14 protein-coding genes are annotated in these 12,805 nt (G+C 64.4%); 5 read left to right on the top strand and 9 right to left on the bottom strand.

The features are described from left to right. The first annotated feature begins 3 nt into the window (after positions 1–3). Both AC1D0O_RS00745 and AC1D0O_RS00740 read left to right on the top strand, forming a co-directional pair. Complete coding sequence (locus tag AC1D0O_RS00745; protein ID WP_477651642.1) at positions 4–1,212, top strand: CaiB/BaiF CoA transferase family protein; 1,209 nt, start codon at positions 4–6, stop codon at positions 1,210–1,212. 45 nt (positions 1,213–1,257) lie between these two features. Continuing rightward, on the top strand, positions 1,258–2,289 hold the full coding sequence (locus tag AC1D0O_RS00740) for a Bug family tripartite tricarboxylate transporter substrate binding protein (protein WP_477651641.1): 1,032 nt from the start codon (positions 1,258–1,260) through the stop codon (positions 2,287–2,289). A gap of 76 nt (positions 2,290–2,365) precedes the next feature. Here the strand turns inward: AC1D0O_RS00740 and AC1D0O_RS00735 are convergent, their stop codons facing one another. After that, positions 2,366–2,947, bottom strand: a complete 582-nt coding sequence (locus AC1D0O_RS00735; protein WP_477651640.1) for a MarR family winged helix-turn-helix transcriptional regulator — start codon at positions 2,945–2,947, stop codon at positions 2,366–2,368. A gap of 55 nt (positions 2,948–3,002) precedes the next feature. Here AC1D0O_RS00735 and AC1D0O_RS00730 point away from each other — a divergent pair, with 55 nt between their 5' ends. Both AC1D0O_RS00730 and AC1D0O_RS00725 read left to right on the top strand, forming a co-directional pair. Then, positions 3,003–3,812: an SDR family NAD(P)-dependent oxidoreductase gene (locus AC1D0O_RS00730; RefSeq protein ID WP_477651639.1), complete on the top strand. Its 810-nt coding sequence runs from the start codon at positions 3,003–3,005 to the stop codon at positions 3,810–3,812. 92 nt (positions 3,813–3,904) lie between these two features. After that, entirely contained in the window at positions 3,905–4,981 is a 1,077-nt protein-coding gene (locus AC1D0O_RS00725) for an alkene reductase (protein ID WP_477651638.1), read from the top strand. Between the two features lie 69 nt (positions 4,982–5,050). Here the strand turns inward: AC1D0O_RS00725 and AC1D0O_RS00720 are convergent, their stop codons facing one another. From AC1D0O_RS00720 to AC1D0O_RS00685, 8 genes are all read right to left on the bottom strand, one after another. After that, a complete protein-coding gene (locus tag AC1D0O_RS00720; RefSeq protein WP_007869745.1) occupies positions 5,051–5,266 on the bottom strand; it encodes a TOBE domain-containing protein in 216 nt (71 codons plus the stop codon). Positions 5,267–5,315: 49 nt separating this feature from the next. Further along, on the bottom strand, positions 5,316–6,218 hold the full coding sequence (locus AC1D0O_RS00715) for an ATP-binding cassette domain-containing protein (protein ID WP_477651637.1): 903 nt from the start codon (positions 6,216–6,218) through the stop codon (positions 5,316–5,318). Positions 6,219–6,236: 18 nt separating this feature from the next. Next, the gene (gene ssuC, locus AC1D0O_RS00710) at positions 6,237–7,133 is read right to left on the bottom strand and encodes an aliphatic sulfonate ABC transporter permease SsuC (RefSeq protein ID WP_477651636.1); all 897 of its coding nucleotides are present in this window, start codon (positions 7,131–7,133) and stop codon (positions 6,237–6,239) included. 15 nt (positions 7,134–7,148) lie between these two features. Then, positions 7,149–8,312 (bottom strand): FMNH2-dependent alkanesulfonate monooxygenase, encoded by a 1,164-nt coding sequence (gene ssuD, locus AC1D0O_RS00705; protein ID WP_477651635.1) that lies wholly within the window; start codon positions 8,310–8,312, stop codon positions 7,149–7,151. A gap of 43 nt (positions 8,313–8,355) precedes the next feature. Further along, positions 8,356–9,366 carry a sulfonate ABC transporter substrate-binding protein gene (locus AC1D0O_RS00700; protein ID WP_477651634.1) on the bottom strand — a complete coding sequence of 337 codons (1,011 nt, stop codon included), beginning with the start codon at positions 9,364–9,366 and terminating at the stop codon, positions 8,356–8,358. Between the two features lie 17 nt (positions 9,367–9,383). Then, positions 9,384–10,436 (bottom strand): sulfonate ABC transporter substrate-binding protein, encoded by a 1,053-nt coding sequence (locus AC1D0O_RS00695; protein ID WP_477651633.1) that lies wholly within the window; start codon positions 10,434–10,436, stop codon positions 9,384–9,386. 143 nt (positions 10,437–10,579) lie between these two features. Beyond that, entirely contained in the window at positions 10,580–11,179 is a 600-nt protein-coding gene (ssuE, locus tag AC1D0O_RS00690; protein WP_477651632.1) for an NADPH-dependent FMN reductase, read from the bottom strand. 140 nt (positions 11,180–11,319) lie between these two features. Further along, the gene (locus tag AC1D0O_RS00685) at positions 11,320–12,369 is read right to left on the bottom strand and encodes a sulfate ABC transporter substrate-binding protein (RefSeq protein ID WP_477651631.1); all 1,050 of its coding nucleotides are present in this window, start codon (positions 12,367–12,369) and stop codon (positions 11,320–11,322) included. 157 nt (positions 12,370–12,526) lie between these two features. Between AC1D0O_RS00685 and AC1D0O_RS00680 the strand changes: the two genes are divergently transcribed. Next, complete coding sequence (locus tag AC1D0O_RS00680) at positions 12,527–12,805, top strand: oxidative damage protection protein (RefSeq protein ID WP_436154848.1); 279 nt, start codon at positions 12,527–12,529, stop codon at positions 12,803–12,805.

Raw genomic sequence — 12,805 nt, 5'->3', positions numbered from 1 at the left:
TGCATGCAAAACACCGCTTCCTCCACCCCACCCCAGCCGCTGGCCGGCCTGCGCGTCGTGGAGTTCACCCACATGGTCATGGGCCCGACCTGCGGCATGGTGCTGGCCGACATGGGCGCCGAGGTCATCAAGGTCGAGCCCATAGACGGCGACCGCACGCGCCATCTGCTGGGCGCGGGCTCGGGCTTTTTCCCGCTGTTCAATCGCAACAAGAAGAGCATTGGGATTGACCTGCGCGATTCGGCCGGCGCCGAAGTGGCGCGCAAGCTCTGCGCCAGCGCCGACGTGGTGGCCGAGAACTTCAAACCCGGCACCATGGCGAAATACGGCCTGGACTACACCGCGCTGAACGCCGTCAACCCGCGCGTCATCTACGTCAGCCACAAAGGCTTTTTACCCGGCCCGTATGACCACCGCACCGCGCTGGATGAAGTCGTGCAGATGATGGGCGGCCTCGCCTACATGACCGGCCGGCCCGGCGACCCGCTGCGCGCCGGCACCAGCGTCAACGACATCATGGGCGGCCTGTTTGGCGCGATTGGCGCGCTGGGCGCGCTGATCCAGCGCGGCATCAGCGGCAAAGGCATGGAAGTGCAATCGGCGCTGTATGAAAACAATGTCTTCCTGATGGGCCAGCACATGCTGCAGTACGCCATGACGGGTAAACACCCCGCCCCCATGCCGGCGCGCGAAAACCCCTGGGCGGTGTACGACGTCTTCACGGTCCGGGACGGCGAGCAGATCTTCCTGGCCGCCGTCAGCGATGCGCAGTGGCAGACCTTTTGCACCGTGCTGGGGTTCGACGACCTGAAAGCCGATGCCGCGCTGGCCACCAACAACCAGCGCGTCGTGCTGCGCCCGGCCCTGTTGAAGGATCTCACCGCACGGCTGGCCACACGCAGCGCGGCCGAGCTGTCGGCCGTGATGGAAAAAGCCGGCCTGCCGTTTGCGCCCATCCGCAGGCCGGAAGACCTGTTCGATGACGAGCATTTGCTGGCCACCGGCGGCCTGGCCGATGTGCGCCTGCCCGACGGCCCGAAAGCCGGGCAGACGGTCAAGACCACGCTGTTCCCCATCACCCTGCAGGGCCAGCGGCTGGGGGTTCGCCTGCACCCGCCCACGCTGGGCGAGCACACGCGCGAGTTGCTGGCCGGGCTGGGTTACGGCGCCGCTGAAGTGGATGACCTGCACCGGCAGGCTGCAGTGAGTTGAACCTGCCGGCCGATTTGCGCGACTTACGACAATGAAGGAGACAAAATGACCCAACAGATGATCCGCGATACCTCGGCCTTGAGCAATAAATCCGCGACCCGGCGCCAGGCCCTCTGGGGGCTGGGCGCCCTTTTCGTCGGCGGTACCTTCCTGGCTTCGCCGCGCAGCTTGCTGGCCCAGACCACCGACAAAGTGCTGCGCTTCATCCTGCCGGTGGGCGCGGGCTCGGGCGTGGACACCATCGTCCGCGCGGCAAGTGTTGCGCTGGGCAAGACGCTGGGCCACCCGGTGGTGATTGAAAACCAGCCCGGCGCGGGCGGCATTGTCGGCACCTCGGCGCTCGTCAAGGCGGCGCCCGACGGCATGACGCTGAGCGTGGTGTCCAACAACCACGTGATCTACCCCAGCGTCTACAAGTCGCTGCCGTTTGACCCGATCAACGACATCACGCCGATCACCGTGATCGGCAGCACGCCCATGGTGCTGGTGGTCAACCCCACAAAGCTGCCGGCCACCAACGTGAAGGAACTGGTCGCGCTGCTCAAGGCCAAACCCGACGCCTACAACTACGCCTCGTCCGGCAACGGCACCATCCTGCACCTGGCCGCGCAGATGTTTCTCGACGAAGCGCAGGTCAAGGCCAAACACATTCCCTACAAAGGCGTGGGCCCCATGGTGGCCGACATGATTGGCGGGCAGGTGGACATGGGCGTGCTGGCGCTCCCCGCCGTGCAGGCGCACCTGAAAAGCGGCGCCCTGCGCGCCATCGGCGTCGGCGGCAGTGCCCGCTCGGCGGCAGCACCCGAGATCCCGACCATTGCGGAACAAGGCCTGCCCAACTACAACATGGAAGGCTGGTTCGCGGTGATAGGCCCTGCAAAACTGCCCGCGGCCGATGTCAAGCGCATCCAGGCCGCCGTGGCAGCGGCCTATGCCACGCCCGAAGTGAAGGAAGCCATGCTCAAGCAGGGCAACACCATCAACCCCGGCAGCCCGGAAGCCGCCGCGCAGTACTTTCGCAGCGAACTGGTGAAGTATGCGCAGCTGGTGAAAAAGGCGGGCGTCGAACTGCAGTAAGGCCAGAGCGCAGGCTGCCTCCGCAGCTCTTTTTGCGCTGCCAATCTGGCCGGGCAAGCTTGTAGTTGCTATATTTTTATAGCTGCTTATAGGCAAGCAGAAACGCGTCGGAAGCCACCTGATCGGCCAGGGCCCTCAAGTTCGCAGCCGAGGCAGCACCCAAAACGAGCTCCACCTGGTCGTTGACTGCAGCCCAGTGCACTATGCCTTCTGAAAGCCGCGCCTTGCCAAGCGAGGTGAGAACGCTGTGTTTGGTCCGGCGGTCTTGGGCGTCCTGGCGCAACTCCACAATTCCGTCGCGCACCAGAGGCCTTAGCGCATGGGTCAGCGCGGAAAGTTGAATGGCGAGCAGGGCCGCCAGCTCCTGTAGCGTCGGTCCTTGTTGATCGGCGCCCGTGAGCCTGTGTATTCCGGCGATGAGCGCGAGTTGCGTGGCTTTGAGGCCCAACGGCGCCAGCGCTTCGTCATACAGCTGCTCAAGTCGGCGAGTCGCGAGCCGCAGCGGTGTGACCGTACAGGCCCGTCCACCCAGGATGTCCCACTCATCTGCGGCGGACCTATCCGGGCTGCTTTTCGCATCAACGAGGTTTGTGGCAATTCCCATATTAACAAAATGGTTGAGTACTGCACTATCGATTGATTTTATGCAATCGATCATACATTTGAGCCCTCAACCTTTTAGTTGAGTACTCAATTTTATTGGAAAACCATCAATGACAAATCCCAACTCCAAGAAAGTCGCTCTTGTCACAGGGGCTTCCTCCGGCATCGGAGCCGTCTATGCGGACCGCCTCGCCGCGCGTGGATACGATCTTATCCTCGTCGCCCGGCGCGCTGATCGCCTGGAAGCGCTCTGCGCACAGGTCTCAAAGGCGCACGGTATCAAAGCTGAACCTGTCGTGGCCGACCTGACCAAAGATGAGGATCTGACGCGGATCGAGACGATCCTGTCCACCCGTGCCGATGTGCGAGTCCTGGTCAACAACGCCGGCATTGCGCGGCTGGGGCCGCTTGCCCAGAGGTCCGCAGACGACGCGCTGTCGCAGATTGCGCTCAACATCACCGCGTTGACGCGCCTGACCCAAGCCGTGGTGCCCGCGTTCATCGGCAGAAGCCAGGGCCTGATCATCAATATCGCCTCCGTCCTGGCTATCCATTCCCTGCCCATCAGCGCCGTCTACAGCGGCACCAAGGCCTTCGTACTGCAATACAGCCGGGGCCTGCAGGAAGAACTGGCCGGCACCGGGGTGAAGATCCAGCTGGTGCTGCCCGCATCGACAGCCACCGAGATCTGGGACCTGTCGGGCGTTCCGCTGGCGGCCCTGAACAAGGAGGCCCTGATGACGACCGAGCACATGGTCGATGCGGCGCTCGCGGGCCTGGACCAGGGCGAAACGATCACTTGGCCCTCGGTCGCCGATGCAAGCCTGTGGGAAAAGTACGACGCAGCCCGATCCGAACTGTTCGCGAATACCCAGGTTGGAAGGCCGGCTCCCCGCTACAAGGTTGTGTCAGTCCAGTGAACTGAACGTTACTGCTCCCTTTTCTCTTCCTTCTCTCCCCTCTCCCCCTTTCCTCCCACTTCTCTCTTTCTCCATTTCCCCAAGGACAGCCCATGCTTTTCGATGCATTCCCCCTGCGCGCGACCCCACTCAAGAACCGTGCCGTGATGTCGCCGCTGACGCGCAGCCGCGCGGTCGACAACAACACGCCTAACAGCCTGATGGCCACCTACTACGCCCAGCGCGCGAGCGCCGGCCTCATCATCACCGAAGGAACTTCACCCTCGCCCAACGGCTTGGGCTATGCCCGCATCCCCGGCCTCTTCAATGATGCCCAGGTACAAGGCTGGAAGCTTGTGACGGACGCCGTCCATGCCAAGGGCGGCAAGATCGTCGTGCAGCTGATGCACACCGGCCGCGTGACCCACCAGGCCAACCTGCCGGCCGGCGCCGAAGTGCTCGGACCTTCACCCGAGACCTGCCCCGGCGAGATGTGGACCGATACGCAAGGCAGCCAGCCGCACTCGCCGCCGCGCGCCATGACCGAGGCCGACATCCAGGCCGTGGTCGGCGAGTACACAACGGCCGCGCGCCTTGCCATCCAGGCCGGCTTTGACGGCATTGAATTGCACGCAGCCAACGGTTACCTGCTTGAGCAATTCCTGAACGCCAACGTCAATCGCCGCACCGATGGCTACGGCGGCACGCCCGAAGGGCGCAACCGGCTGGTACTGGAGGTCGCCCGTTCCGCCGTGAAGGAAATCGGCGCGGAGCGAGTCGGCATCCGCCTGTCGCCTCACGGCGTGGTCAATAGCACCGGCACATTTGAAGGCGTGGACGAACAGTACCTGGCGCTGGTGAAGCAACTCTCCGGACTCGGCCTCATGTACGTTCATGTCCTGGACCATTCGGCCATGGGCGCCCCGCCTGTCCCGGCAAAGCTGAAGGCCGACTTGAGAACTGCGTTCGACGGCCCCTTTATCCTTGCCGGCGGACAGGACAAAGCCAGCGCACAACAGGCACTGAGCGACGGCCGCGCGGACCTGATCGCCATAGGCAGGCCTTTCATCGCCAACCCTGACCTGGTCGAGCGCTGGCGCCAGGACGCGCCCTTGAACGCACCTGCCCCGGACACGTTTTACACACCCGGTGCGAAGGGCTACACGGACTATCCGACGCTCGCGGCTTGAGCATCAGACATCCCCAGTCAGCACCGCCAGGCAGAGAGGCCTTGCCTCCCGGATGCCTGCGCGGATTGTCTAAAGCTTGGCGATGGACACCTCGGTCGACTTGACGAGCGCCACGACTTCGCTGCCCACAGCGAGTTCCAGCTGGTCGACCGAGCGCGTGGTGATCACCGAGGTCACGATGCCCCAGGGCGTTTCGACGTCGATTTCGGACACGACGTCGCCGCGGATGATTTCCTTGACCTTGCCGCGAAACTGGTTGCGGACGTTGATGGCTTGGATGGACATAAAGGTTCTCCTGGAACTGGGTTGAAAAATCGTTGAAGGGGTAAAAAACTCAGACCGCCCAGCGCACGCCGTGCACCGGCGTGTTGGGCCATAGCGGTTCGCTCGGGGAAATCGCCTCGCCGGGCTGCTGCAGCACGCGGTCCAGGATCTTTTTCTCGATCTGGCCGAACAGCGGGTTGCTGCGCTCGCGCGGCCTGGCGATGGACACGCGCTCGTCGAGCGCGATGCGGCCGTCCTCGATCAGGATCACGCGGTCGGCCAGCGCCACGGCTTCCTGCACGTCGTGCGTGACCAGCAAGGCGGTGAAACCATTGCGCTGCCACAGGCCTTCGATGAGCTGGTGCATTTCGATGCGGGTCAGCGCGTCCAGCGCGCCCAGCGGTTCGTCGAGCAGCAAGAGGCGCGGGTTGTGCACCAGGGCCCGGGCCAGTGACACGCGCTGGCGCTGTCCGCCCGAGAGGCGCGCCGGCCAGTCGGGCTGGCGGTCGCCCAGGCCCACCTGGGCCAGCACGTCGGCCGCGGCCGCATGGCCGCCGGTCGGCAAACCCAGCGCCACGTTGTCGATCACGCGGCGCCAGGGCAGCAGGCGCGAATCCTGGAACATGATGCGCGTGTCTTCACGCAGGCCGGTCACGTCCTGGCCGTCCAGCCGGATGCTTCCCTGCGTGGCGGCCTCCAGGCCGGCCACCAGGCGCAGCAAGGTCGATTTGCCGCAGCCGCTGCGGCCCACGATGGCGACGAACTCGCCGGGCTCGATCACGAGTTCGGTGTGCTGCAGCACCTGGCGCTTGCCGTAGCGTTTGGAGAGGCCGCGTATTTCAAGGCGCACGCCGCGGTCTTGCGATGAAAGCGGTGCTCGCGGCGGCAGCGTGTCATGCGCGGTGATGGCGCGCCCGGATTCCGCCGCGAGATAGGCCTGGGAAGACTCAAAAGAGACTTGGGGATGCAGCATGGTGTTTCCTCAGTCGGTTCAGGCTGCAACCGATTGGTAACCGGGGTGCCAGCGCAGCCAGTAGCGCTCCAGCCCGCGCGCGAACACGTCGGCCAGCTTGCCCAGCAAGGCATACAGCAGGATGCCGACCAGCACGATGTCGGTCTGCAGGAATTCGCGGGCGTTCATGGTCAGGTAACCGATGCCGGCCTGCGCCGAGATGGTTTCGGCCACGATCAGGATCACCCACATCAGGCCCAGCGAAAAGCGCAGGCCCACGAGGATGGACGAGAGCGCGCCGGGCAGGATGACCTCGCGGTACAGCTGCCAGCGTGTGAGGCCGTAAGTGCGGCCCATCTCGATGAGCCCCGGATCCACATTGCGTATGCCGTGGAAGGTGTTGATATAGATCGGGAAGAACACCGAGACCGCGATCAGGAACAGCTTGGCGGTCTCGTCGATGCCGAACCACAGAATCACCAGCGGGATCAGCGCCAGCGCCGGGATGTTGCGCACCATCTGGATGGTCGAATCGAGCAGGGTTTCAAAAAATTTGACCGAGCCGGTCAGCAGGCCGAAGGCCAGGCCCAGTCCGCCGCCTATGGCCAGGCCCGCGAGCGCCCTGCCCGCGCTGACCTTCACATGCGTCCACAACTCGCCGGAGGCCGACAGCGTCCAGGCGGCCTTGAGCACCTCGGACGGCGCCGGCAGCACGCGTGTCGACAACCAGCCCAGCGAAGATGCAATCTGCCACAAGGCTACCAGACCGACCGGCACCACCCAGGGCAGCAGGCGCTGGCCGAGGTCGCGCAGCACGGCGGCCCATTGAAAACGCGGCAAGGCAAAACCCGAGCCCAGCGGCAAAAAGCCCAGGCCGGGGGCGTCCACGGTGTCGGGCACCGGGGTCACCTGGAGTTCACGAAGGGAATCTGTCATGGCGGGGCTCCGGGTTCAGCTTTGCGAGACGCGCGGCAGGTAGTCGTTGGCCACGACTTCGCCGAAGGGGCCGTTGAGCACGCGGCCGGGCAGCTTCTGGCGCAGCTTGCGTGGCAGCAGCGGGAAGACCAGCTCGGCAAAGCGGTAAGCCTCCTCGAGGTGCGGATAGCCCGAGAACACAAAGGTGTCCAGGCCCAGGGCCGCGTATTCCTCGATGCGCGCGGCGACGGTTTTGGGATCGCCCACCAGCGCGGTGCCGGCGCCACCGCGCACCAGGCCCACGCCGGCCCAGAGGTTGGGGCTGATTTCGAGTTCGGCGCGCGTGCGCTTGCCGCCGCCTGCATGCAAGGCGGCCATGCGGCGCTGGCCTTCCGAATCCATGCGAGAGAAGGCTGCCTGCGCGCGGCCCACGGTGTCGTCGTCGAGTTTGCTGATCAGGCTTTCGGCGGCGCGCCAGGCTTCATCGTCGGTCTCGCGCACGATGACGTGCAGGCGTATGCCGAACTTGACGGTGCGGCCGTGCCTGGCCGCCCTCGCCTTCACGTCGGCGACTTTTTTGGAGACCTCGGCGGGCGGCTCGCCCCAGGTCAGGTAGGTGTCGACCTGCTCGGCGGCCAACTCATGGGCCGGGGCCGAGGATCCGCCGAAGTACACGGGAGGGTGCGGTTTTTGCAGCGGCGGGTACAGCAGCTTCGCGCCTTTGACGCTCAGGTGTTCGCCCTGGAAGTCATAACTTTCGCCGGCATGGCTACGCGCGAGGATTTCGCGCCAGATGCGGATGAATTCGGCCGACTGTTCATAGCGCTGGGCGTGGTCCAGGTAAACGCCGTCGCCTTCAAGCTCGGCCTGGTCGCCGCCGGTGACGAGGTTGATCAAGAGGCGCCCGCCCGAAAGCCGGTCAAAGGTGGCGGCCATGCGCGCGGCCAGGCTGGGCTGGTGCAGGCCGGGGCGTACTGCCACCAGGAATTTGAGGTTTTTGGTGACGGGCAGCAGGCTGGAAGCCACCACCCAGGGGTCTTCGCAGGAACGGCCGGTGGGAATCAGCACGCCTTCATAGCCCAGGGTGTCGGCGGCCGTGGCGACCTGCTTGAGGTAGTCGTGGCTGACCTCGCGCGCGCCTTCGCCGGTGCCCAGGTAGCGGCTGTCGCCATGGGTGGGAATGAACCAGAAAACCTGCATGAAGAACTCCTTGTGTGCTGCGTCTTGTGTCTTGCGTAGGGACTTATTTGCGCGCGACCTGCGTGGCTTCAGGCCGCCACACGATGTCGGCTACTTTCACGGGCCGCGGGATCAGGCCCAGGCGCAAAAAGGCGTCGGCCACGCGCTGCTGGTCGGCGATGGCCGTGGCGTTGAGCGGCCCCACGGGCGACACCGGCCGGCGCTGGATGAACAGGCTCACCACGCCGGCATCCAGCCCGCTGAACTCGGACACCAGCTTGATGGCCTCCTTGCGATCGCTTTGCACCAGCGCGTCGGCGCGGCTCAGCTCTTCGAACAGGGCGGACAGCGTTTGCGCATGCTGGGTGACAAAGGGGCGCGAGGCCAGGTAAAAAGAGTTGTTGCTCGACAGCTCGCGCCCGGTGGCCAGCACACGCGGCTTGATGGCGAGTTCGATCGCGGCGTAGAACGGGTCCCAGATGGCCCAGGCGTCCACGCTCTTGCGCTCGAAAGCGGCGCGCGCGTCGGCGGGCGCCAGGTAGATGGGCTGGATGTCGTCCCACTTGAGGCCGGCCTTGTCGACCGCGCGCACCAGCAGGTAGTGGGCGCTGGAGCCTTTTTGCAGCGCGATCTTTTTGCCCTTGAGGCCGGCCAGGTTGCGGATGGGCGAATCGCCCAGCACCAGGATGGCCGAGCTGTCGGGCTTGGGCGGCTCGACGCCGACGTAGACCAGGTCCTTGCCGGCGGCCTGCGCGAACACGGGCGGCGAGTCGCCGGTCAGGCCGAACTCCAGGCTGCCGACCGACAGCGCTTCGAGCAGCTGCGGCCCGGCCGGGAATTCGGCCCAGGTGATTTTGGTATTGGGAAAGCGCTTTTCGAGCACGCTTTTCTGCTTGAGGATGACCAGGTTGACGGCGGACTTCTGGTAGCCGATGCGCAACTGCTCGGGGGCTTTTTCAGTCTTGGCGGCGGACTGCGCGTTGGCGCGCGGAAAGCCCAGGCCCCACAGCGAGGCGGTGGTGGCGACGATCTGCAGGAAGCGGCGGCGCAGTTGGAGGGGTGTGGAGGTGTTCATGGTGCGGTGTCTTTGTTTCACGGCGCCGGTTTGTAGGCGGCGTCGCTGACGGCGATGGCCTTGGGGATCAGCTTGAGTTCGAAGAAGGTGTCGGCGAGTTTTTGCTGGTCGGCGATCACGCTGGCGGGCACGGGTTGGACCTTGAACTCATAGCGCTTGAGGCTGAGCTCGACCACGTCGACCGGCAGGCCTTGCAGCGGCGCGATCAGTTCGGCAGCCTTCTTGAGGTTGGCCTTGAGCCAGGCGCCGCGTTCCACCGAGTCGTCAAACAGGGCCTGGATGACCTTGGGGTTTTTGGCGACGAAGTTGCGCTCGGCCAGGTAGTACTGGTAATTGTTGACCACGCCTTTGCCGTCGGCCAGCACGCGTGCGCCTATGGCTTTTTCGGCGGCGGCGGTGAAGGGGTCCCAGATCACCCAGGCGTCCACGCTTTTGCTTTCGAAGGCGGCGCGCGCATCGGCGGGCGGCAGGTAGACGGGCTGGATGTCGCTGAGCTTGAGCTGGTTTTTCTCGAGCAGCTTGACCAGCAGGTAGTGGACGTTGCTGCCCTTGTTGAGGGCGACTTTTTTGCCTTTGAGCTCGGCTACCGATTTGATGGCCGAGTCCTTGGGCACGACGATGGCTTCGGCCTCGGGCGCGGCCGGGTCGTAGCCTATGTAGGCGAATTTGGCGCCGGCGGCCTGGGCGAAGATGGGCGGCGCTTCGCCCACATAACCGACGTCGACCGAGCCCAGGTTCAGGCCTTCGAGCAGCTGCGGGCCGGCCGGGAACTCTACCCACTTGACGCTGGCGTTCAGCGGCAGCAAGCGTTTTTCGAGCGTGCCCTGGGCTTTTTGCAGCACAAACAGGCTCGCGGCCTTCTGGTAGCCGATGCGCAGTTCGACTTTCTCTTGTGCATGGGCCACGGGCAGGCTCAGCAAGGTGATGACACCCGCGAGCAGCGCGGCCAGCAACAGGCTCAGCGTGAAGTCGAGCCAGGCGCGTGCCTTGGGCGTTCGTTGATCCGGAATGCCGGGTGAAACACTGGGCTCAATGTTCGATGCGTAGTCGGAAGTAATGCTCATATTCATGTCCTTTTCAAGGGTGTCTTTTCCGGATGCGCGGCGGCGAGGGGCAAAGCCTCTCCCCGGCCGCCTGCGAGGCGGTTTAAAAATCTGCGTCTTGGGATTCGGGGCTGCAGGCTATCCATCAGCCCGCAAGCCCCGGTGCGGCATCAGACGCTACATCGCACCCGGGAAAAATGCACCGGCTCAAAACCGGCCGTGGCCGGCAGGCGAAAGCTTTCGGCCAGCAGGGTCAACACCGCGTCGTCCAGCCGCACGGCGATGTCGGGACCGACCTCGTAGCGCTTGTCGGCCGACTGCGGCACCTGTGAATCGGTGGCGTACACACCGGGCAGGATGTGGCGCGCCGCCAGTGCCTGCAGCACCGGGCGCAGCGCATAGTCAAGCGCCAGCATGTGGTGCGGGCTGCCGCCGGTGGCCAGCGGCAGCACGGTTTTTTCTTTCAGCGCGGTCTGCGGCAGCAGGTCGAGCAGCACCTTGAGCAGGCCGCTGTAAGCCGCCTTGTAGACCGGCGTGGCCACGACGACGGCGCGCGCCCTGGCGATCTGCTCAATCGCCTTGACGATGGCCGGATGACCCCATTCGGCCAGCAGCAGCGCCTGTGCCGGCAGTTCGCGGATGTTGAGGCGCTCGACCACCAGGCCGCCGCGCAAGGCCAGCCTGTGGCTAACTGAATCAAGCAGCGCCGACGAGCGCGACTGCTCGGATGGGCTGCCGGCAATCAGCAGGATGGATTGTTGTGCGGACATTTTTAGAGTTCTTCCTGATCTGCCTTAGCGGCCAAGCGAGATATGCGAGGTCTTCCCAACCAGTGCCGGCGCGGAACCGGCTTTGCCGGGCCGCAGCGGGCGCCCCCTGGGGGGAGGCGGCCAGAGGCCGCTTCGGGGGGTTACTTCCTGGTATAGATCTGGTCGAAAGAGCCGCCGTCGGCAAAGTGCTCTTTATCCGCCTTGGTCCAGCCGCCGAAGGCCTGGTCAATGGTGAACAGGTTCAGCTTGGGAAACTGCTTGGCGTACTTGGCAATGGCTTTTTGCGAGACGGCCGGGCGGTAGAAGTTCTTGCCGGCGATGTCCTGGCCTTCTTCGGAATACAGGTACTTGAGGTATTCCTCAGCGACGGCGCGCGTGCCCTTTTTGTCCACGTTCTTGTCGACCACGGCGACGGCGGGCTCGGCCAGGATGCTCAGCGAGGGTGCGACCACGTCGAACTTGGCGCCGAATTCTTTCTCGAGCAGGTAGGCCTCGTTCTCCCAGGCGATCAGCACGTCGCCCTGGGCGCGCTGGGCAAAGGTGATGGTGGAGCCGCGGGCGCCGGTGTCGAGCACCGAAACATTGCCGTAGAGCTTGGCGACAAATTCCTTGGCCTTGGCGTCGCTGCCGTATTTGCGTTTGGCGAATTCCCAGGCGGCCAGGTAGTTCCAGCGGGCGCCGCCCGAGGTCTTGGGGTTGGGTGTGATCACGTTGATGCCGGGCTTGATCAGGTCGTCCCAGTCCTTGATGCCCTTGGGATTGCCCTGGCGGACGGCCAGCACGATGGTGGAGGTGTAGGGCGAGGAATTGTGCGGCAGCTTCTTTTGCCAGTCGGCCGCCAGCCAGCCGCCGTTTTTGACCAGCGCGTCGGTGTCGCCGGCCAGGGCCAGCGTGGCGACGTCGGCGTCCAGGCCGTCAATGATGGAGCGCGCCTGCTTGCCGGAGCCGCCGTGCGACTGCTTGATGGTCACGTCCTGGCCGGTCTTGGCCTTCCAGTATTTGCTGAAGGCGGCGTTGTATTCGACGTAAAACTCGCGGGTCGGGTCGTAAGAGACATTGAGCAGCGTGACGGGTGGCTTGGGCGGCTGCTGGGCCTGGGCCGTCAGCAGTGACCCTGCCAGCGTCAAACCCAAACCCAAGGCGGCGGCGGTTCGGGTGGAAACATTGATAAAGTTGCGGCGTGAAGTCATGGTTGCTCTCTTTTCCAGAAAAATGCAGGTAAATGCGAACAAAATGGATTCTGGAAGCAGCACTTGAAAACCGGAACGAATAAAAACTCAGTTCTTTATTCTGTAAACATCCTTAGACTCCTCTTAAATTCCCCCGATACACGAAAGAACTCTCGCCATGGCACGCCTCGTCAAATGCATCAAGCTCGGTAAAGAAGCCGAAGGCCTGGACTTTCCCCCCTACCCCGGTCCCTTGGGCAAACGCCTCTGGGAAGAAGTCAGCAAGGAAGCCTGGGCGGAATGGATGAAGCAGCAAACCATGCTGGTCAATGAAAACCGCCTGAACCTGGCCGACGCCCGCGCCCGCCAATACCTGGCGCGCCAGATGGAAAAGCACTTCTTTGGCGACGGCGCCGACGCAGTACAAGGCTACGTCCCCCCTACCCCCGCCCCCTGA

Source organism: Polaromonas sp. P1_F2 (assembly GCF_056405735.1).
The sequence above is the reverse complement of the archived record's forward strand: the minus strand, read 5'-3'. Positions and strand labels throughout refer to the sequence as shown.